The sequence below is a fragment of the Rhodopirellula halodulae genome, from assembly GCF_020966775.1.
Lineage (GTDB): Bacteria > Planctomycetota > Planctomycetia > Pirellulales > Pirellulaceae > Rhodopirellula > Rhodopirellula halodulae.
In genome coordinates, this window is sequence record NZ_JAJKFV010000029.1 from 266,202 (window position 1) to 287,230 (window position 21,029).

The window sequence follows — 21,029 nt, forward strand, 5'->3', positions numbered from 1 at the left end:
TCATCGAATCCTCATGTTGCCAAGGCCGCATGAAACGAAATGGCCCATGGCATCCTGTTGCAGACAAAGTTGGGCTGTACCGAATTTCTCGCGACTTTGCGGGACCGTCTCTTGGGTGGTTATATTAGCCCGCTGGCTTGCTCAAAAATAACGACGGGAAATTCAGATGTCGCAATCGGTGGTGCCCAATCAATCGTCTCCTGGTTCCGAGCCCACGCTGAGCGACGACGATGTTGAAGCAGTCGATCGTTTGGGACGGTTAACGCAACAATTGCGTGATGAGTTGGCCCGGGTCATTGTGGGACAACGCGAAACAATCGATCTGTTGCTGGTGTGTTTGTTTGCAAGACGCCATGCACTGTTGATGGGTGTGCCGGGTTTGGCAAAGACATTGTTGGTCAGCAAGTTGGCCGAGACGATGTCATTGAAGTTCAATCGCATTCAGTTCACGCCTGATTTGATGCCGATGGACATCACCGGAACGGACATCTTGCAAGACAGTGGAAGCGGTCGACGCGAATTTCATTTTGCTCATGGGCCCGTGTTTGCCAACATCGTGTTGGCTGACGAGATCAACCGAGCCCCGCCCAAGACGCAAGCTGCGATGTTGGAAGCGATGCAGGAACATCGCATCACAGTGGTCGGCAAAGGGTTTGATCTGCCACCGCCGTTCATGGTGCTCGCCACGCAAAACCCGGTGGAGCAGGAAGGCACGTATCCGTTGCCCGAAGCCCAACTGGATCGCTTCATGGCGTTGATTGAATTGGACTATCCGTCGGAAGAAGAAGAGATTGCCATCGCACGCACCACCACCGGTGGTGGATTGCCAGAGCTACAGCACTTGATGACGGCGGAGAACATCATTGCGAATCAAGATCTGGTGCGACGCATTCCCGTTCCGGATCACATCTACACCGAAGCAGCGCGGTTGGTCCGAAAGACACGACCCGCAGGAGGAACCGCACCGGCTTGGTTGTTGCCATTGGTTTCATGGGGTGCCGGCCCTCGAGCGGTTCAAGATTTGATCTTGGGTGCGAAATCGCGAGCCGCGTTGGAAGGTTCTTACATGGTGCGAACCGAAGACGTGCGAGCCGTCGCCCAACCCGTGTTGACCCACCGATTGATCACGACCTTTGCCGCCCAAGCCGAGGGAATGACCGCCCGAGACATCGTCGCAAGGTTGCTCGATGAGGAAGGCTAAAAGAAGGCTAGCTGTGAGCTGCTAGTTGTTAGCTGAAAAGGAAGGAGCGTCAGCGACGCGAAGTCCCCTCTCCCCCGGCTTCCGGGGGAGAGGGGAAGGGTGAGGGGGAATCCAAACCAAGTCTGAAAGACAACCCACCATGCCAATCCGCCAACCAACTCGACTCACCCAAAACGCACGCGAACTTCGCACCAAGCAAACCAAGCCCGAATCACTCGTCTGGACACTCCTCCGCAACCGCCGACTCAACGGACACAAGTTTCGACGCCAGTTTCCTATTCCACCTTTCATTGCCGACTTCGCCTGCATTGAGAAACGATTGATCGTTGAACTCGATGGCGACTACCACGAACATCAAGAGCAACAAGACATGGACCGAACGGCTCATTTGAACCGTGAAGGATGGACCGTTTTGCGGTTTTGCAACGCGGATGTTTTGGAAAACACCGAAGCGGTCGGTGTGGCGATCTTGCGGGCGATGGGAGAGGAATGGCGAGGTGGTGAATGATGATTCTTGGAGATGCCCCCTCACCCTAGCCATCTCCCCCGGAAGCCGGGGGAGAGGGGACGACGTGTCGCTTCGCTCCTTCGGAAACTAGCACCTAGCACCTAGCACCTAGCACTCAGCACTCAGCACTCAGCACTCAGCACTCTTTTGTCCGAACAACACACTCCTCGCGAATTTTTGGATCCGGCTGTCTTAGCAGGCTTGGCTGGGTTGCCGTTGTTTGCTCGTCGAGCGATGCGGGGGAATGTCTCCGGTCGGCACACCAGCCCGATGCGTGGTGCGAGTGTCGAGTTTGCTGAGTATCGGAAATACGTTCCGGGCGACGATCTGCGACGATTGGATTGGCGGGCACATGGACGAACCGATCGTTACTACGTCAAAGAATTCGAAGCCGATACAAACTTGCGTTTGCAGTTGGTTTTGGACACCAGCGGTTCGATGGATTACGGATCGGGGGAGCTGACCAAACTTCAGTACGCTCGCCGGATCGCTGCGGCGATTGGCTACTTGGCGGTGCAGCAAGGCGACGCGGTGGGATTGTCGTGCGTGGCCAACGGCATCACCCATCATCTGCCGGCTCGACGCAATCCTGCGCACCTCAAGAACATTTTCGACACGTTGGAAGTCGCTCGTTGCCAAGGTGAAACGCACTTGGTGGAGGTCCTGCATGAGCTGGCTGAAACCACGGCGCAAGCTGCGATGGTGATCGTGATCTCAGACTTCTTCGTGGATCCGGATCCGCTCAGGAACTGTTTGGAGCATTTGCGATTTCGGAAGCACGATGTGTCGTTGTTTCACTTGCTTGATCCCATGGAACTGAATTTTGAGTTCTCGAGACCGACCCGTTTCTTAGACATGGAAGGAGGCACGGCGATCTTTGCAGAACCAAGCGAGATTGCGGCCCGTTACCACGAGGCGTTGCGTGGGTATCTGGAACGGGTGCAGGAGATCGTTTCTTCATCGGGTATCGACTATCTGCGTGTCAGCATCGACCAGCCCTATCCCGAAGTGTTAACGAATTTCTTAACTCGGCGTGCCATGGCAAAGGGGGGACGATGAGTTTTCTACAGCCATGGATGTTGTTCGCACTGCCGATCGCTTTGTTGCCGATCGTGATCCACTTGATCAATCAGCGTCGGTATCAAACGACGCAGTGGGCCGCCATGATGTTCTTGCTGGCCGCGAACCGGATGAACCGGGGATACGCCAAGATTCGTCAGTGGGCCATTTTGGCGTTGCGAACGATGGTCTTGTTGGCATTAATCATTGCGATTGGACGACCTTTGGCCAGCGGTTCCTTGGGAGGCGGCTTGATCGGCAGTCTCAGCGGCGGTGCCTCCGCCAACACGATTGTTTTGCTGGATCGTTCGCCCTCGATGAGCGCCAACGCCGCCGGTGGAGCGAGAACGAAATTAGAAGCCGGCGTCGCCCAAATCGCGGAAACGTTGGATACCTTGGGTGTGCAACGATTGTGGCTAATCGATAGCAACACTGTTCTGGCATCCGAAACACAAGCGGCTCGCGAATTGGCGTCGCCGGAAGAATTGTTGGAAGTGCCTCAAACCGGCCCGTCGGATGCGTCGGCCGATATCCCGGCGATGATGCTGGCGGCTTTGGACACGATCCAAGCCAATTCGATGGGGCAAACCGATGTATGGATTTGCTCGGATGGTCAGCAGACGGATTGGCAGGCACGGGATGGACGTTGGCCATCGCTTCGCGAAGCCCTGGCCCCACTTGGCCGCCGCGTTCGATTTCGATTGTTGTCGGTGTCCGGTTCCGACCAGCTGAACCGATCCATTCGCATCGATGAGTTGCAGGTGCGTGGGGAAGGTGATGAGCGTGAATTATGGATCTCAGGAAAAATCCAGAACTCATCCAGCGAAGAGGATCCGCCGGATGCTTCGAAGCAATCCTCTTCCGTGCGAATGGATTTGGCCGGGGCGGAGTCCATTGTGGAGTTGCCACTGGAGTCCGCGTCGGGTGAGTTCTCTCAAGTCCGCGTTCCGTTGGGCAGCGATCAAGAGCGAGGATACGGGCACGTCTCCTTGCCAGCCGATGGCAATAACGCGGACAACACGTTTTACTTCGCATTCGATCAACCGCCGCCACGTCGCAGTGTGATTGTCTCTGAGAACGAAGAGGTCGCGAAAGTTTTGAGTTTGGCCGCAGGGATCAGTTCCGACGCCAGTTCGGAGGCATCGGCCGAGGTGATCACGACCAGCGAAGTTCCCGCGATTGCTTGGGGCGAAACGGCATTGATCTTGTGGCAGGCTTCTTTGCCAACCGGAGCGAAACACGAGAGTACCCGTCAGCGATTGCAAGGATTCTTGGATCGAGGCGGGCGAGTGATCTTTTTCCCCTCCGAGAACCCCAACGCAAGCGATGAGTTGTTTGGTGTCTCGTATGAGAATTGGACCAAGCTGGGCGACGACGTGACGATCTCCAGTTGGCGAGGCGAAAACGACTTGTTGGGCAAAACCCTCGCGGGGATGTCCTTGCCAGTTGGCAAATTGGTCGTGCGCCGTTTGGCTTCCATGTCGGGTGAGACGACAACGCTGGCGAAGTTATCCAACGATGAGCCCGTGTTGGTGCGAGTGCCCACGGAAAAAGGAGGTGTCTATTTCTGCGGAACGACGCCGGTCTCGCTGGACAGTTCGCTGTCGTCGGACGGCATCGTGTTGTATGTGATGATCCAACGTGCGTTGATCGCGGGAGCCGAATCGTTGGCGAACACCGGTCGCTACGACGCCGGTGCCGTGAATGTCGATGCCGCTTCGAACTGGCGCCGTGTGCAAGGGAAGAAAGACGCCTTGTCCACCGAACATGCTTTTTCCGCAGGTGTGTATGCCGATGCGGATCGCTTCAACGCAATCAACCGTTCGCAAGCCGAAGATTCGCCGGGGCGGCTCAGTACCGATCAGGTGGATGAACTGTTTCAAGGTTTGGTGTTGGAACGTGTCAGCCAATCAGGCGGTGAAACCAGTTCGTTAGTCGACGAGGTTTGGCGAGCATTTTTGATCCTGATGCTGATCGCGATGGTGGGGGAAGCCATTTTGTGTTTGCCTCGCCGATCCGCGGAGACCGCGTCGCCCAAGTTTGGGGGAATCACGACGTGATGGAATCGCAGTCTCTCTCGTTTGCTTGGACACCCTGGACTGTCACCATCGCGGTGCTGGTGATCCTGTTGACGTTGGTGTTTGGCGTTCTCGCCTGCGTGCGAACGCGTTGGCGCAAAGCCACTGTGTTCTTGGAAGTCGTTCGACTATTGGCGGTGACGTTGGCCGTTGTGTTGTTGGGCGGTCCGGAATGGGTGGAGCAATACGTTCCCGATGACAAACCCGTGGTGGCGGTGTTGTGGGACGATTCGGGTAGCATGGCGACTCGCGATGTGATGCAAACGGAATTGCAGTCCCGCAAAGAATCGATCGAGTCGTTGACCCGAACGGAGGCTTGGCAATCGCTGGCTGACCGTGCCGATGTCATCATCGAACCTTTCGCGGAAACCAAAGTCGCCACGCCTGACCCGACCAAGATCAGTCCCATTTCCAACCCGGGTGGCAAAGACGTTGCGTCCGCCGAGGTGACTGCCGACAAAGGGACGGACCTGTCCGGGCCTCTGTTAGATGTGGTGCAGAAGCATCCCAATTTGCTGGGCGTGGTGATGGCGTCCGATGGGGATTGGAATCAAGGTGGCGCTCCGGTGCGTGCGGCCGGGCGATTGCGTTCGATGGGCGTTCCGGTGTTCACGGTTCCCGTGGGTAGTGAAGAACGATTGCCCGATGTGGAACTACTGAGCTTTGATGTGCCGACCTTTGCAATTGGTGGAAAGCGAGTTCGCATTCCGTTTTCCATTGAAAGCTCTCTGCCACGTGACCATGTTGCCTCGGTCACGATGACCACATCGAAAGGCGAGACCATCACCAAGGACGTTCGGATCGCTGCGATGGGACGGACCAACGACGCGATCGATTGGCAGCCCGAAGAACTGGGGGACGAGACGTTGACATTGACGGTCAGCAAACAGTCCAGCGAGCTTCGGGGTGACAACAATGAACTGACCGCTCCGATTTCCATTCGCGAAGAGAAACTGCGCGTGCTGGTGATTGAGTCGGTTCCGCGTTGGGAGTATCGCTATCTTCGCAATGCGTTGTCGCGTGATCCGGGGGTGGAAGTCTCCTGCTTGCTCTACCATCCTCGTTTGGATTCCCGCGGTGGTGGCAATGCGGACTACATCGCGGCGTTCCCGGCAACCAAAGAAGAGCTTGCTAAGTTTGATGTCGTGTTTTTGGGTGACGTCGGATTTGAAGACGATCAACTGACGATGGAGCAATGCGAGTGGCTGCATGGATTGGTCGAACAACAAGCCAGCGGTTTGGTGTTCATGCCGGGTTGGGAAGGACGCCAGTTCCAATTGCTGGAAACGCCTTTGAGGGAATTGATGCCTGTCACATTGGACGAGGCGCAGCCCGGTGGTTGGGGTTCGCGAACGCCGCAGCACTTTGAGCTGACGCAACTTGGCCGACGAAGTTTGCTGACGAAACTGGCCGACACCGCCGATGAAAATTTGGAAGTGTGGGGCAATCTGCCTGGCTTCCAGTGGTACGCACCCATCCTGGCGGCCAAGCCTGGTTCAGAAACGCTATTGGTCCACCAAGATGCATCCAATCGTTTCGGCCGTCTGCCGTTGTTGGTCACCCGAACATTCGGTGCCGGCAAGGTGTTATTCATGGGGACCGATGGTGCCTGGCGTTGGCGAAAGGGCGTCGAGGATTTGTACCACTATCGGTTCTGGGGACAGGTGGTTCGCTGGATGGCGTACCGCAGAAACATGGCCCAGGGCGAAACGATGCGTTTGTACTATTCGCCCGAACAGCCTCAAGTTCGCCAAACGGTGAGCGTCAATGCGAACGTGATGGAGAAAAGCGGCGAGCCACTATCAAGTGGCGAAGTCACGCTGCAGGTCGTCTCGCCACAAGGCAAAACGCAGACGATTCAGCTCGAATCCTCGGGAGAAGCCTGGGGAGCTTTCGCGGGTCGGTTCACGCCCAAGGAGCCAGGGGAGCACAAGTTGACCCTGTTTTGCAAGGAAACCGGCGACTCGCTGGAGACCACGATCTTTGCTCAAGGCGTGGCTCTGGAGCAGATCGGCAAACCGGCTCGTCCAGAAGTCTTACAAGAAATTGCTCGCATCACCAACGGTCAAGTTTTTACGATAGACCGTGTGGATGACATCGTGGCGTGGTTATCGGCGATGCCGGATCGCCCGCCAGCGATACGTCGCATCGCTTTGTGGAGTCACCCGGTTGTGGTGGGCGGCTTCATCCTTTTGTTGGCATTGTTTTGGATCGGTCGCAAAGGAGTCGGATTGATATGAAGATTGCAGACAACCATACGCCGGCGCAGGATCATCTGCGGATTCCTGATTCGCTGCAAAAGCAGTTGTTGGCGTATCGGCGTCGTGTCCGGCAGATCAAATTGACCGAAGCCATCGCCATGGTGGTGGCTGGATTGGGAGCCGCGTTCCTGATCGTTTACGCAGTGGATCGCCTGACGAACACGCCGGCTTTGTTTCGGGGCGTGCTTTGGCTGAGCGGTTTGGCTTTGTTGGGAGTCGTACCATGGGCGATTCGAAAATGGGTGATTCAGCATCAAGCCTTGGAGCCATTGGCACGATTGCTCAGTCAGAAGAAACCCGCGATCGGCGACCGGTTGCTCGGCGTGATCGAGTTGACGCATAACTCATCCGAACAAGCCCGTTCACCGGAGTTGTGCCAAGCGGCAATGGCCCAAGTCGCCAACGATGCGGCGGGACAAGATTTTCGCGAGGCGGCTCCTGATTCTCGTTACAAATTGTGGGCCTCGATCGCGACGTTGGTGGTGTTGGTCATGGGCATGCTCGCGGTGCTGTATCCAGCGGCCAGTGGCAACGCACTGGTTCGTTTGATAGCCCCGTGGTCCGCGACGCCTCGCTACACATTCACTCGGATCGAACCGCTAAATGAAGACGTTTACATCCCGCACGGTGAACCCGTTGTGCTGCCGGTCGCTCTGCACGCCGACTCGCGTTGGCAACCCGAATCGGCTGAATTGCATATCGGCCAACAGGAAACGATTCGCGGGACATTGAAAGATGGTGGCTACGCGTTTGCGGTTCCACCACAACTCAGCGAACAACCGATGTCGTTGAACGTTGGTGACGTTCAACAAACCGTGACTTTGAAACCGACGCTGCGGCCCGAGCTGTCTGGCATCGTCGCGAATATTCAGTTGCCTGATTATCTACAGCAAACCGAGTCGCGTGAAATCAACACGCGTGGCGGTTCGTTGTCGGTCGTCCGAGGCAGCCAAGCTGTGGTCACCGCCATCGCGAATCGCGAATTGGCCGATGGGTCTGTGAATGAAAAGACACGACCCGTGAATGGTCCGCAATTGGCGAGTGCACCGGTGAAGGCCAATGACATTGCCCAGTTGCAATTTCAATGGCGTGATCAGATGGGACTGACCGGGCGAGAACCGTTCACGCTTTCGATCGAAGCCGTCGATGATGAGGCTCCCACATTGATCTGCGATGGGCTGGATCGACAGGCGGTCGTGTTGGACTCTGAAACGCTTAGCTTCCAAGTTCGCGCCAACGACGACTTTGGGATTCGTCGGATCGGCATTCAGTGGAAAGGATTGGATGTTGGGGCGGTGCAGGAACCGGCGGTGGGCGAGCGTGCCTTGGCGGCGGGCGGACCGGACAAAGACAGCGTTGAAGCGTTGGGGACTTTTTCAGCAAAGTCACTCGGCATTCCCGCTCAGCCCATCGAGTTGCAGGTGTGGGCGGAAGACTACTTGCCGGATCGTTCGCGAGTGGTTTCGCCGCCCTATTTGTTGTACGTGCTAACGCCGGAGCAACATGCGATTTGGATGACGGAGCAATTGAGCAAATGGCATCGTCAGGCCCTCGATGTTCGCGATCGGGAACGCCAACTGCATGAAAAGAACAAAGAGTTGCGGTCGTTGACGGCGGATGAGATCAATCTTGATCAGCATCAACGCGATATCGAGCGTCAGGCATCCGCCGAGCGTTCCAATGGACGTCGGCTGGATCGGTTGGGGCAACTCGGTGATGAGTTGGTGTTGGCCGCGTCGAAGAACCCAGAGATCGGAGTGGGGCACTTGGAACGCTGGGCCGAGATGTTGCAGGTGTTGCAGGACCTATCGGAAAACCGCATGCCCAGTGTGGCCAATTTGTTGGACGATGCATCGAAGGAGGCACCCAAGTTGGCATCGGCTGGTGGACCTCGCAAACCAGGTGGTCCCAAGGCGGGACAAAGCCGTGCGGGTGGACCCGGTCCAGGGGCCAAAACATCCAAGCACCCCGGTCCAAAGCCACGGGAAGCACCTCAGATCGCGGACATGGAATCGTCGGCGAACTCACCTGACGAAGGCAAAGGCACAGCGGGCGGTCCGAAGAAACCTAGCAACCCCGCGTTGCGTTTGGCTCAGACCACCGTGATGGGCAAAAGCCAGCCATCGGATCAAGAGTCCAACAAGGATGAACCGCTGAAAATGAACCAGGCGATCACCGAACAGAAGGAATTGCTCGACGAGTTCGACAAAATCGCGGACGAACTGAACCTGGTGTTGGCGAACTTGGAAGGCAGTACGCTGGTCAAGCGTTTGAAGGCTGAATCGCGAAAACAGAACTTGATCGCCAAACGTTTGACCAATCATTTGGAACCCGCGTTTGGTCAGCAGAAACCTCGTATCACCGATGAAGTGATGGGGGTGTTCCAAGAATTGCAGGGGACCGAGCAAGAGAGCACAGAGCAGGTTTCCTACATCATGGATGACATGGAAGCTTATTTCGAGCGGCGTCGATTGACTCAGTTCAAAGTCACGTTGGATGAGATGAAGTCCGAGGATGTGATTGGTGGACTGCGTCAACTATCGACGGCAATTGAAAAGCAGCAGGGGATCTCGGTGGCTCAGTGTGAGTTCTGGTCCGATTCGTTGGATCGATGGGCGGAGAATTTGGTGGATCCCGCTTGCAACGGAAGTTGTCCTGGCGGGAAGTCGCCGGAGAGCCTGCCGCCGTCGATTGTTCGTGACGTTTTGCAAATCCTCGAATCCGAGGTCAACCTGCGGGATGAAACTCGCGTTGCGGAGCAAGCCAAAGAGGCGGTGGATGCCAAACAGCATCAAGCGACCTCAGAGGCACTGTCCAAGACGCAGTCCGAAATCAATGAACGAGTGGTGGATGTGCTGGCTCGCATCAAAGAGCTTCCCGATGCGACCAAACACTTCGGCAAAGAACTGAAGATGCTGTCGGCCGTGGACGTGGTGATGACCGATGCCGCATCCATTCTGCAACGAGCGGAGACCGGTTCGCCGGCCATCGCCGCGGAAACCGAAGCGATTGAATTGCTTTTGCGATCCAAACGCATCAATCCGAAAGGTGGCGGCGGTGGCGGCAGTTCACCGGGTGGTGGCTCCGGCGGAGGAAACAGCAACGATTCTGCTTTGGCGTTGCTCGGAAAGAGTCGCAACGAAAAAGAAATTCGTGAGAACAAGAACGTGACGCAGTCCACTGGTGACACCGGCGTCGAATTGCCGGAAGAATTTCGTCGTGGTTTGGATCAGTATTTCAGCCGCTTGGGAGGCACCTGATGTGGCCACGGTTCACGATCGGGATGCTGCTGTGGATGTTTGTCTCGCAGTCATGGACGTCGTCCGCTGAGGCTCAGAATCAACTGGTTGAGCTGGTGGAAGCTGTTCAGGTCAATGAACAAGAGGCGGAAGGCGATCCACCCAAAACGCCGGCCGTTCTGAAGTCGTACGTGAACGCTGAGATCTCATTCATCAAACGAGTCTGTGACCTGAGTGATGAACAATTGGAGATGGTGGTTGAATCGGCGGAGCAGGCGTTTGAGGAGATGAACGACTTGGTTGCGCCGCAAAACCAAGTCATCCGTGTGGCACAGGTGCACTATCGAGGCGTGAATGGTGTGTCGTTCAAAGGGGATCCCGTCAAGCGTGTCCGTCAAGACGCAGAGGAGTACCTCCCGCTGATTTTGACAGAGGCTCAGCACCAGAAGTACACGCGTGAGTCATCGCAGCGACAACGCGCGGAACAAGAGGCCGCAGCAGATTGTTTGGTTCATCTGGTGCATTCGAAGGTCTTCTTGCGTGAACGTCAGCGAAAGAAACTCCGCGACGTGTTCTTAGAAGAATGGGAGTCTTTGGACATCAACTGGGTTTGGAATTATTTGAACAACCCTCAGTTTGTTCCGATCATTCCCAGCGGCCTCCTTCGCGAAACGTTGACCACGGAACAAAAGGCAGCTTGGAGTTCGTTTCAACAGGTCTCGATGAGTGTGATGGTTTCGGGTTCGCAGATCAGCCTGGACGAGGATTGGTTGCAATGACTTTCGCGAGCCGAATGGTGATTGCGTGTCTGACGCTCTTCCTTTTTATGGTGGATGCGGCGGCCACGTCGTGTGTGGCACAAGTTCAGATTGATCTTCGTCAGTTCGACAGTTGGATGTTTCAAAGCCACGGGCGAGATGAAACTCAGTGCCGAAAAAGCTTGCTCGAGAAGATTGAGTTGGAGTTTGTGCGAATCGAACAATCGGCTCCCCTTTCTGAAGAACAGAAAGAAGCTCTTCGGCTAGCGGGACGCGGAGACGTCAAACGATTCTTTGACCGGGTCAATGAAGCACGCCGTGAGTTCATGCAAATGGACGGCAAGAATCAACAGGCTTTTGTGAACGAGGCTTACATGTTGGCTCAGCCGTTGCAGCAAGAGCTTTCCGAAGGGTTGTTTGGAAACGATTCCTTGCTGCATAAGGTGAAGAAGGGTGTGATGACCCGCGAGCAAACGAAGGAAATGAACGCTCAGATCAAGCTCGAGGCGATCGAAGCATGGAAGGTCCGCGTCCGGCTGTTCGCTGCGACGACGGGAAGGGGGCTGGCACTAACCGCGAAACAGCAGGAGAGGTTCTCTGACTTGGTAATCGCGCAGATCGAACCTCACGCATCGGCGGACCTTTCCCGGCAGCATGCGGACATGTTGATCAACTATGGGGTTTTCAAATGTGAATCGAAGTCGTGGGAAGCATTCTTGGACGACGACCAGATAGCGGCGGTTCAGACTCTCTCTCGCCGCGGACAAGGCTACGAGAGACAACTTCAACGCGATGGAGTGATTCAATGAATTTGCGATGCAAAAGCCGTTGCGTAGCCACGCTGGCGTTCGCGTTTGCGTTCTGTTTGTCAGAGGCTTCCGCCCAGTTGCCAACGGCACAATTGGGCGACGTGGTGCCTCGCGATGTTCGTGAGATGTATGAGAAGGGATTGGATTTCCTTGCCAAATCGCAAAGCGAATCCGGCGAATGGGGTGATGGGAGTTACACGGGGCCGGGTGTGACGGGCATGGCCGTGATGACCTTTTTGGCATCGGGTGAAGATCCAAATTACGGGATCTACAGCGGCAACATTCGTCGTGGGTTGCGTAGCATTGTCAACTCGCAGGATCCCAATTCAGGGATCTTGGGCGGGATGACCGGGCACGCGAGTATGTACAACCATGGCTTTGCCATGCTCGCTCTCGCGGAGGCCTATGGTGTTGTCAATGAACGGCTGCTGAACAGTGGAAGTAGCACGATGAAGCGTTCGTTGGGGGAAGCTTTGGAGTTGGCCGTTCGTGGGGCGGTGACATCACAGAAGAAAAACTCTTATGGAGGCTGGCGTTATGGTGCCGACGCGAGAGATGCGGACACCTCAGTGAGCGGTGCGGTGATGGTCGGTTTGCTGGCGGCTCGCAACGCGGGGATCAAAGTGCCCGATGAGGCAATTGATCGTGGGGTGGCCTACTTCAAATCCATGACCAGCGATTCTGGGCAGGTGGCCTACGCGGGCTTGGGTGGGTTCAGTCACTCGACGCCACGCATCTCGATTGGATGTTTGGTCTATGCCGTTTCGCGACGGAAAGACATGCCTGAATTCAAAGCCACCCTGACCGCGTTGACCAATCAAATGGACGTTTCCGGGGGCGTCTATCAGAGTTACGGCAACTACTATCAGGCCCAAGCGTTGTTTCAAGGCGACGTCGAGGTCTGGGAAAAATGGAACGGGCAGTTGATTCGACAAATGAAAAACAGCCAGAACGAAGATGGCAGCTTCTCCGGCAATTACGGAACTACCGTTGAGACCTCTTTGTCACTTCTCGCCATGGCGCTCAACTTTCGCTTTTTGCCGATTTACGAACGATGAAATCATTTGAGCGTTTTGCATGGTTAAAGAGCTGCATTGCCAGTGTAGTTTTCGCGTGCTGCGCGGTGGACGCCGTTTCGGTCGGTGGTGCGGAGCCTTCGCTTGGCGTTCTGCGATTGCACAACGACGACTACGTCACCGGAAAATTCGCAGCCACGGACGCCGTGGATTCTGGTTCGGTCAGCACACTGCGATGGCGTCACCCGGATTTCGCGACGCCGTTTGAGTTTCCGTTGAAGTCACTGATGTCGCTGTCGTTTCCAATGCTGGAGACGCCCGAGTTCGCCAAGGGGCGGTTTGCGTTTGAACTGGCAAACGGCGATCGGCTGTACGGTGACGTTTTGGAATTCGGCGACCCGTTGCGGGTGCGGCTAGGCGATCAGGAAACAACCTTGCCCGTGAACGCGGTGCGTCAAATCCGCCAGTGGAACGATGGCGAAGCCTTGGTGTATCACGGACCGGGATCGCGTGAGGAATGGCAGTCCAGCGGCTCGATCGAAGATTGGAGTGAATCCAGCGGTGTGTTGGAAACGCAGTCGACTTACGCGACGCTGTTCCGTGATTTGCAATTGCCTTCGCTTGCCAGGGTCGAGTTGGACGTATCATGGGAAGGGCAGCCGAACTTCGTGATCGCGGTCGGAGTGGATCCCCTCAATGCGGAAAACACTTGGGCGGACGCGTTCCACATCGAAGTCTGGGATGAAGACACGGTTGCTGTCTGGGAGGATGGCACGTTGGCGGGCGTGGAATCCATTGCGAAAGTCAAGGACTTGGGTAACCGGCTGCAGGTGACATTGAAGATCGATCAAACCAAGCGGCAGGTGATGATTGAATCGATGCGAGGCAAGACGCTATCGTATTACACGTTGCCCATCAAAGAACCGCGGATCGCTCAAACAGGAATCCTGTTTCGAAACGTGGAGGGGAAGTTCCGAGTTCACTCGTTGAAAGTGATGCATGCGTCGAGTCTCACGCCTCCGGAATCCGAGTCGCAAGCAGAATCGGCGGCGGCTGATGGTGGAGATGGCGTTGTGCACTTGGTCGACGGATCAGCCATCCGAGCAGAATGGACCGGAGTGCAAGACGATGGATGGGTGTTTTCGGAGGACGATGGCGAGCGAGTCGTTCCTGCGAATGAAATCCAGGTGTGGGAACAATTGACCGACGCGGAAGCATCCGCCGAGGAGCGTGCCGAAGATGATCGTTTACAGCTCAAGTCATTCGACGGGCTGCGAGTTACCGGAACTCTCGAAGGCGTGACCGATGACGCGTTGCGATTGGCCGCAACCATCACCGGCGAAGAGATGACATTCCCATTGAAGAACATCGAGGCGGTCGATTTTGTCACGGAAGAACCGTTGCGAAATCGGATCGTTGGGATGATGCGTCTGGAGTCGGCTGATACGAGGCTGCATGGCAAATTGGAGGATGTTGAACCGGAGACGTCGGTCACTCCGATGAGCTTTCGACCGGCTGGTTCTGAGCCTTCGGTGATGTTGCCAACGATGAAGGGCAAGGTCTTGTTGCAACCAAAAGCCGTCACGGTCACCACGCCCATGGAATCGCAGATGACCGCGTTTCAAGAACGGGTCAACGCTGAACGGGCCAAGCAGGCACAACAGCGAGTCGCGCAAAGAGTTCAACAGCAACAAAAAAAGCCGGTGTGGGGAGTCTTCAATCGAGTCTTTGATCCCCAGCGAACGCTTGATGTCCTGGCAGGGAAGCCGATCCATTTGAAAACAGGCGAAGTGCTGCCCGGTCGCGTGCTTTCGATCAATGAAACAGAGGTCTTGTTCAAATCAGCGCTGACCAAAAAACAAACCCTGCCGCGTGAACAAATTCGTGCCATTCATTTGTTGGGCGATTCGGAAACATTCACCGTTGATGCGGAGCAACGAACGCAGCTTTTGACCGTGCCTCGCAATCGAAAGCAGGACCCGCCAACGCATCTCTTGGTCGCTAAGAATGGAGACTTGATGCGGTGTCGTCTGATTCAGATGGATGAAGAATCGGTCGAGGTGGAAACGCGATTGGAAACGCTTTCGATCCCCCGCAAGGTTGTGGAGAAGATCATCTGGTTGATTCCTGCTGAGGACGCTTCCGATGAAAAGAAGGAAGAAACCAACGACGGCGAGGAAAGCCTTGTCTCGACATCAGATGAATCCGACCGGCTGACCGTTCAAGGCGTGATGCACGATGGAAATCGATTGTCGCTGGTGCCCAATAGCGTGATCAATCAAACGCTGATTGGTGAAAACGAACTTCTAGGGCCAATACGATTGCCGTTTGCCAAATGCGAGGAGTTGTTGCTGGGGATGACCAGCGACACTTCGCAACCGAATTCGCCGTACTCGGAGTGGAAGCTCGTCAATGCTCCCGAACCGATGATCGGAGGCTCCGGTGGTGAAGGGGACGCGGCGGCGGGCACAAGGTCCGCCATGGTGGGTAAGCCGGCACCCGATTTCAATCTCGTGATGTTGACTGGCGATCGGTTCCGTGTGTCGGATCAAACCGGAAAGACGTTGGTGTTGGATTTCTGGGCCACGTGGTGTGGTCCCTGTTTGCGGGCGATGCCCATGATCGAAGAAGCGGTTTCTGAATTCGATCCGGAACAAGTGCGATTGGTGGCGGTCAACTTGCAAGAGGGCGAAGAAGACATTCGTCAAACGCTCGAGCGTATCGGTGTCCAACCGGAAGTCGCATTGGATATCGACGGCATTGCTGCCGGACGTTACGAGGCCAATGCGATTCCACAAACCGTTGTGATTGACAGTGAAGGCAACGTGACTCGGGTGTTCGTTGGTGGCGGGCCCAAGCTCGGCGAGCAATTGGCCGAGGCAATTCGCGAAACGTTGGAATGAACGGCTTTCCTCCGTTGGTTGGCTGCGAATAAAAATATTTGTCGACGGGCGTGAGATCCCGGCAGGATGAGGGACTGAAGATTGTAGGCGACGGTCATCGCCGTCGAATTGCTTGATTTGGAGGCGGTCCCCATGCATTCTCCCGAAACTCGCCCGAGCTTGATCGTTCGATTGGGCGGAGCGGAAGACCAATCGGCATGGTGGGCGTTTGTCGAAGCCTATGAGCCGTTTCTAAAACACTTGGTCGCACGTCAGGGAACGCCACCGTCGCATGTCGCGGATGTGACCCAGCAAGTGTTGATCGCAATTGCACGCAGCGTCGACGGGTTTCGGGACGATGGACGCGACGCTTCATTTCGTCGTTGGGTGCATCGAGTCTCACGAAACACCGTGATCAAGTATATGGCTCGTCAACGTCGCCAGATCAGCGGGCAGGGCGGTACCGACGCGCTGTTGCAATTGGATCAGCAACCGGCGGTCGAAGATCCGGTCTTGGACAATCAGTACCAACACGAAATGATCGTTTGGGCGGCGAGCAAGGTGCAGTCGGAGTTCTCGTCATCCAGTTGGACCGCGTTCTGGGGCACGATGATCGAAGGACGCAGCGTTGCAGCACTCGCGGAGGAACTCTCGGTGTCACCGGGTAGCATCTACATGTCCCGAACGCGAATTTTGCGTCGGATTCGTCTGTTGATTGATGAGGTGATGAAATGAATCCTCATCCCAGTGACGAGCTGTTGCGTCGTGTGCTCGATGAAGACGCGGACATGCAAACGGACCAAGTCATCACCTCTCACGTGAGTGATTGTCAGCAATGCCAATCACGTTTGGACGCGATCGTTCAAAACCCCAACGAAATTCGTGATGTGTTGCTGCGTGAAACCTGCTCGGGCAGTTTGTCATCAGATCGCTTGGCCGCGGCCCCCACGTCAGCCCTACGAGTCAACGACGAAGAATGGATGGCCGACTTCGCGGTTTCATTTTTGGAGCCGAGCCACCATGTCGACGCGATGGGACGACTGGGGGAATTTGAAGTGCTGTCGGTGATCGGTCACGGCGGCATGGGAATTGTCTTGAAAGGCTTTCAAACAGAACTCAATCGCCCCGTGGCGATTAAAGTCATGTCGCCGCATTTGGCTTCGATCGGGACCGCTCGAAAACGTTTTCTACGGGAAGCTCAAGCGACCGCCGCGATCGTCCATCCCAATGTGATGCCCATTCTGTCCGTCTGTGAATCGGCGACGCTGCCGTATTTGGTGATGCCCTATGTTCCCTGCCGAACTTTGCAGCAGCGAATTGACTCCGAGGGACCGTTTCCTATCGAAGAGGTATTGCGGATTGGGATCCAAGTCGCCGCGGCACTTGCCGCCGCTCACCGGCAAGGATTGGTGCATCGTGATGTGAAGCCGGCCAATATTCTGATTGAGCCCGCGGTCGATCGAACCATGTTGACGGACTTTGGTTTGGCCAGAGCGGCAGATGACGTGACGGTTACGCGGTCGGGTGTCATCGCTGGAACGCCTCAGTACATGTCACCCGAACAAGCTCGTGGAGAGTCCATCGATGCGAGGAGTGATTTGTTCGCTTTGGGCTGTGTTTTGTACGCGATGACCGTGGGGCGTCCGCCGTTCCGATCGGAAACCAGCTACGGAATTCTGCGACGTATCACGGATCATCCGCATCGGCCGATGCGAGAGAGTCGGCCTGAAATTCCTGTTTGGCTGGATCGGTTGGTGGATCGCTTGCTTTGCAAAGACTCCGCGGCAAGGCTGGGCTCCGCGGAGGAAACTCAACGTTTGATGGAAGCTTGTTTGGCCCATTTACAACAACCCAGCAACCCTCTTCCGAGCGAAGTGATGGCATCGAAAAGACCCCACATCCGTCTCGCGATTTTATTGACGGTTCTGTTTCTGGCTTCTATCCCATTGGCGGCGATCAATTTTTGGGACCGATCGGGAGCAACGAAACCGCCTGTCATTTTCACACGCCCCGCCAGTCATCCGTCCTCGACTCCGTCCGAATCGGTCGCTCCCGAGTTTGCGCTTGCGGCTCCGATCACTGAATCGGTGTGGACCGAACCGACGAAGAACGAAACGACCTCGCTGGCCGAGATCGATTCCCAATTGGAACTCATTCAGAAGCAGATCGAGTCGCTGCAACGAAGACTTGATGTTGATCAAACATTTTAGCGGCTGTCCGATTCATCTTGCAGGATTCATCGGTCGCACCAGAGTAGAACCGTTGTCCCCAACTGTTCCGTCGGGCATTTCTCCGACGTCAAGCCTCGTCGTCCCTATCACATTCGAAACCGTTCACGCTTCGCTGCTCGAAATCACAAACCCATCACCATCGCCAGGTGAGACCTGGCCTACTCGGAGGAATCTTATGTGCACGCGTCTGAGTCTGCTGTTTGCGGTTGTCTTCTCATTGATGCTTGGCATCGACGTGCCCACTCGATCGCTATGGGCACAAAGAGGAATGGACATGGGCATGGGCGACATGATGATGATGAGTAGCTTGGACAGGGACATGAGGCTGGATCCTCCATCACCTTCCGAACTCGCTCTCAAGGTCACGATCCTTCTCGGTCCCGACTATGACTTCGAGACCAAACCCTTCATGACAGTCCAGGACGTCCTGAAGTGTTTTCCACCCCAACACCACGCCATGGGTGGTGGAATGGGAGGCATGGGCGGCATGCCAGTCTCCGCCGTTCAGTATCGAAAACCCACTTCTGGCTTGATCGACTTGGACATGAAACTCTCAATCCCCGACAAACCCGAGCGGCACGTTATCGCTCGCATGCCGGAGGGATTGAAAGAAGAAGACGTCGATTCTTGGAAACGAAAGATCCGCCTCAAAGCCCTGCGATTCGGTTTGAACCGAGTGACGTTCCTGCCCAGTGACTTCAGTATTTCCAAAGACCAAAGCAGCATTTGGTTGCAGGTCCCGGTCGGGAGCCAGGCGACCTTGAAATCCAACATGGAACAACACGTCGCGATCGCGTTGGATTTGGCCGAGTCATCCGAAACCAGCGGCCGACGTCCACGCATCGACCTGTTCTTCTCACAAGAATTGATGAACCGCAACCCGTTTGCCGATCCTAACGGCGATCCGTTTGCCAGGGGGCCCGCGCCCAGTGCTCAGCCTGATCCGTTTAGTGCTCGTCCCATCAACGGGCCGTTTGCCGCTCCACCGGCCAACATTGCTTCGATCTCAAAGGTTGTCGAGAAGACTCAGAGAATTCGCCAGCAGATCGCGAAAGAGCTCGAGAGTTTGAGCGATGCGGGCTTGGAGGAAGCATCCAGCGAAGATCAATCAAAAGCCAAAGAACGAATCAAGGACATGTTCATCCAGTTGGAAGTCGAACAAATCCGAATGAAACAATTGCACATCCAGCAACTGGAAAAACAACTGCAACAAATCAGTGAGTCCATCGAAGAACTCAGCCGCCCCGAAGCAGTCGAGCAGCGAGTTCAGAAACAACTGGAATTACTGGAGAACAAGCTGGAATAGATGAGGTGTCAGCCGACCATTTTCTTGTAGGCCAGGTTGTACCTGGCGATCGCAGTCGATGCTTTGGAACAAAGCGAGACGTGTGATTTGACGTCGCTCGCGAGCGTATTGTGTGATGGCGTGTCACCATCGCCAGGTGGAACCTGGCCTACATGGCTGAAGCAGTCGAGCAGCGCGTTCAAAAGCATTTGGAGTTGCTGGAGAACAAGCTGGAATAGATGAGGTGTCAGCCGACCATTCCCTTGTAGGCCAGGTTGTACCTGGCGATCGCAGTCGATGCTTTGGAACAAAGCGAGACGTGTGATTCGGCATCGCACGCGAACGCATTGTGGGCCGGCTTGTCACCATCGCCAGGTGGAACCAGGCCTACATGACAATGACGTAGCCAGATCGGCCAAGTATTTGATGGATGACCCAGCGATGACGTAGCCGGATTCGTCAAGAATTCGGAGCGTGACAAAGCGAAGGTGTGGCCCGATTCGTCAAGAATGCGGAGGGTGACGTCTTAAACCGTGGGCAACTTCCATGGGGCCCGATATTCGTAGTGCAACATCTCGTTGGCAGACTCGTCATTGGTGAAGCGTTCGGCTTTCGCATCCCAATCCAATCGTTTGCCGAGTGACTGGGAAATATTCGCCAGGTGGCAGAACGTCGTGCTGCGATGGCCGATCTCGATGTCTGCGTGACACATCTCGCGAGAAGTCATGCAGTCTAGGAAGTTGCGAGCATGCTTGACCGTTAGCACGTGGTTGTTGGAAGCTTCGGAACGTTTCTCTGGTTTGCTGAAGTCATCCTGTTTCGAGAACTGACCACGGCGTTCCGGGATGATTTCGTATTCTCGTTCAGAGACATAAGCGGTGCCGCGTGTTCCTCGCAGTTCAATCTCACCGGCGGCGAGCGTTGGGTTCATGCTGGTTTCGTATTGACCAAACACCGCCAGGCGACCCGATGCGAATTGGAAGGTGACTTCCATCGTGTCAGGGATCGTTCGGTCATCGTCAACGCCAAATCGCCCGCCCATCGCGCAGATGCTGGAGGGAGCCTCCTCACCCAAGCACCAACGAATGGCGTCCAAGTAGTGAACGCCCCAGTTGCCCATTTGCGAGCTGTAGTCCTGCCACCAGCGAAATTTGTACGGAGCGATGTTGTCTTGGTACGGTTGCTCGGCGCGTGGACCGACCCACATGTCCCAGTCCAGATGAGCGGGCGGATTGGTGGTCGATCGTTTGCCAATGCCAGCCGGGGCCATGTTGCTGAGTCGATAGGCGCGTGACACGCAGACTTTTCCGAGCAGGTCATCTTGGACTCGGCCGGACAGTTCTTGATACAGCGGGCTGCTGCGGCGGTGCGTGCCGACTTGGGTCACACGCTTGTACTTGCGAGCTGCGTTGACCATGGCACGGCCTTCCACGATCGTTGCGGAGAGCGGCTTTTCAACATAGACGTCTTTGCCCGCTTGGCAGGCCATGATCATTTGCAGAGCATGCCAGTGATCCGGGCTGGCGATCACCACCGCGTCCACATCGGATCGTTCCAGGACCTTGCGAAAGTCACCTGTTTGATAAACGCCTTCTCCGGCTGTTTCGGATGCCTTCGTCGCGGCGGCATCCATCGTTTGGGAATCCACATCGCAAACCGCGACGGGTTGGCAGTCCGCGTGCTCGGCGAAAGCTTTCATCAA

14 protein-coding genes are annotated in these 21,029 nt (G+C 55.8%); 13 read left to right on the plus strand and 1 reads right to left on the minus strand.

Annotated features, from left to right (window positions below):
• Window positions 1–166 precede the first annotated feature (166 nt).
• The 13 genes from LOC70_RS14015 (at window position 167) to LOC70_RS14075 (ending at window position 19,348) form a co-directional block, all read left to right on the plus strand.
• Window positions 167–1,201: an AAA family ATPase gene (locus LOC70_RS14015; RefSeq protein ID WP_230254380.1), complete on the plus strand. Its 1,035-nt coding sequence runs from the start codon at window positions 167–169 to the stop codon at window positions 1,199–1,201.
• Window positions 1,202–1,340: 139 nt separating this feature from the next.
• The gene (locus LOC70_RS14020; protein ID WP_230254382.1) at window positions 1,341–1,709 is read left to right on the plus strand and encodes an endonuclease domain-containing protein; all 369 of its coding nucleotides are present in this window, start codon (window positions 1,341–1,343) and stop codon (window positions 1,707–1,709) included.
• 147 nt (window positions 1,710–1,856) lie between these two features.
• On the plus strand, window positions 1,857–2,768 hold the full coding sequence (locus LOC70_RS14025) for a DUF58 domain-containing protein (protein ID WP_230254383.1): 912 nt from the start codon (window positions 1,857–1,859) through the stop codon (window positions 2,766–2,768).
• The gene (locus tag LOC70_RS14030) at window positions 2,765–4,828 is read left to right on the plus strand and encodes a BatA domain-containing protein (protein WP_230254385.1); all 2,064 of its coding nucleotides are present in this window, start codon (window positions 2,765–2,767) and stop codon (window positions 4,826–4,828) included. Before LOC70_RS14025 ends, LOC70_RS14030 begins: the two co-directional genes overlap by 4 nt.
• Window positions 4,825–7,086: a hypothetical protein gene (locus tag LOC70_RS14035; RefSeq protein WP_315857263.1), complete on the plus strand. Its 2,262-nt coding sequence runs from the start codon at window positions 4,825–4,827 to the stop codon at window positions 7,084–7,086. The genes LOC70_RS14030 and LOC70_RS14035 overlap by 4 nt, the downstream gene beginning before the upstream one ends.
• Window positions 7,083–10,367, plus strand: coding sequence for a hypothetical protein (locus LOC70_RS14040; RefSeq protein WP_230254396.1), 3,285 nt, complete (start codon window positions 7,083–7,085; stop codon window positions 10,365–10,367). The genes LOC70_RS14035 and LOC70_RS14040 overlap by 4 nt, the downstream gene beginning before the upstream one ends.
• The gene (locus LOC70_RS14045; RefSeq protein WP_230254397.1) at window positions 10,367–11,125 is read left to right on the plus strand and encodes a hypothetical protein; all 759 of its coding nucleotides are present in this window, start codon (window positions 10,367–10,369) and stop codon (window positions 11,123–11,125) included. The genes LOC70_RS14040 and LOC70_RS14045 overlap by 1 nt, the downstream gene beginning before the upstream one ends.
• Window positions 11,122–11,913, plus strand: coding sequence for a hypothetical protein (locus tag LOC70_RS14050; RefSeq protein ID WP_230254411.1), 792 nt, complete (start codon window positions 11,122–11,124; stop codon window positions 11,911–11,913). The genes LOC70_RS14045 and LOC70_RS14050 overlap by 4 nt, the downstream gene beginning before the upstream one ends.
• The gene (locus LOC70_RS14055; RefSeq protein ID WP_230254413.1) at window positions 11,910–12,971 is read left to right on the plus strand and encodes a prenyltransferase/squalene oxidase repeat-containing protein; all 1,062 of its coding nucleotides are present in this window, start codon (window positions 11,910–11,912) and stop codon (window positions 12,969–12,971) included. Before LOC70_RS14050 ends, LOC70_RS14055 begins: the two co-directional genes overlap by 4 nt.
• Entirely contained in the window at window positions 12,968–15,832 is a 2,865-nt protein-coding gene (locus LOC70_RS14060) for a TlpA family protein disulfide reductase (RefSeq protein WP_230254415.1), read from the plus strand. Before LOC70_RS14055 ends, LOC70_RS14060 begins: the two co-directional genes overlap by 4 nt.
• A 132-nt stretch (window positions 15,833–15,964) precedes the next feature.
• Window positions 15,965–16,546: a sigma-70 family RNA polymerase sigma factor gene (locus tag LOC70_RS14065; RefSeq protein WP_230254417.1), complete on the plus strand. Its 582-nt coding sequence runs from the start codon at window positions 15,965–15,967 to the stop codon at window positions 16,544–16,546.
• Window positions 16,543–18,021, plus strand: coding sequence for a serine/threonine-protein kinase (locus tag LOC70_RS14070; RefSeq protein ID WP_230254426.1), 1,479 nt, complete (start codon window positions 16,543–16,545; stop codon window positions 18,019–18,021). Before LOC70_RS14065 ends, LOC70_RS14070 begins: the two co-directional genes overlap by 4 nt.
• A gap of 196 nt (window positions 18,022–18,217) precedes the next feature.
• On the plus strand, window positions 18,218–19,348 hold the full coding sequence (locus tag LOC70_RS14075; RefSeq protein WP_230254428.1) for a hypothetical protein: 1,131 nt from the start codon (window positions 18,218–18,220) through the stop codon (window positions 19,346–19,348).
• Between the two features lie 505 nt (window positions 19,349–19,853).
• On the opposite strand, the gene LOC70_RS14080 is transcribed toward LOC70_RS14075, so the two are convergent.
• Complete coding sequence (locus LOC70_RS14080) at window positions 19,854–21,026, minus strand: Gfo/Idh/MocA family protein (RefSeq protein WP_230254430.1); 1,173 nt, start codon at window positions 21,024–21,026, stop codon at window positions 19,854–19,856.
• Between the last annotated feature and the right edge of the window lie 3 nt (window positions 21,027–21,029).

Coding starts and splice junctions, on each gene's coding strand:
- LOC70_RS14015 (WP_230254380.1), top strand. CDS start 167: ATGTCGCAATCGGTGGTGCCCAATCAATCGTCTCCTGGTTCCGAGCCC.
- LOC70_RS14020 (WP_230254382.1), top strand. CDS start 1,341: ATGCCAATCCGCCAACCAACTCGACTCACCCAAAACGCACGCGAACTT.
- LOC70_RS14030 (WP_230254385.1), top strand. CDS start 2,765: ATGAGTTTTCTACAGCCATGGATGTTGTTCGCACTGCCGATCGCTTTG.
- LOC70_RS14040 (WP_230254396.1), top strand. CDS start 7,083: ATGAAGATTGCAGACAACCATACGCCGGCGCAGGATCATCTGCGGATT.
- LOC70_RS14045 (WP_230254397.1), top strand. CDS start 10,367: ATGTGGCCACGGTTCACGATCGGGATGCTGCTGTGGATGTTTGTCTCG.
- LOC70_RS14050 (WP_230254411.1), top strand. CDS start 11,122: ATGACTTTCGCGAGCCGAATGGTGATTGCGTGTCTGACGCTCTTCCTT.
- LOC70_RS14055 (WP_230254413.1), top strand. CDS start 11,910: ATGAATTTGCGATGCAAAAGCCGTTGCGTAGCCACGCTGGCGTTCGCG.
- LOC70_RS14060 (WP_230254415.1), top strand. CDS start 12,968: ATGAAATCATTTGAGCGTTTTGCATGGTTAAAGAGCTGCATTGCCAGT.
- LOC70_RS14065 (WP_230254417.1), top strand. CDS start 15,965: ATGCATTCTCCCGAAACTCGCCCGAGCTTGATCGTTCGATTGGGCGGA.
- LOC70_RS14070 (WP_230254426.1), top strand. CDS start 16,543: ATGAATCCTCATCCCAGTGACGAGCTGTTGCGTCGTGTGCTCGATGAA.
- LOC70_RS14075 (WP_230254428.1), top strand. CDS start 18,218: ATGTGCACGCGTCTGAGTCTGCTGTTTGCGGTTGTCTTCTCATTGATG.
- LOC70_RS14080 (WP_230254430.1), bottom strand. CDS start 21,026: ATGAAAGCTTTCGCCGAGCACGCGGACTGCCAACCCGTCGCGGTTTGC.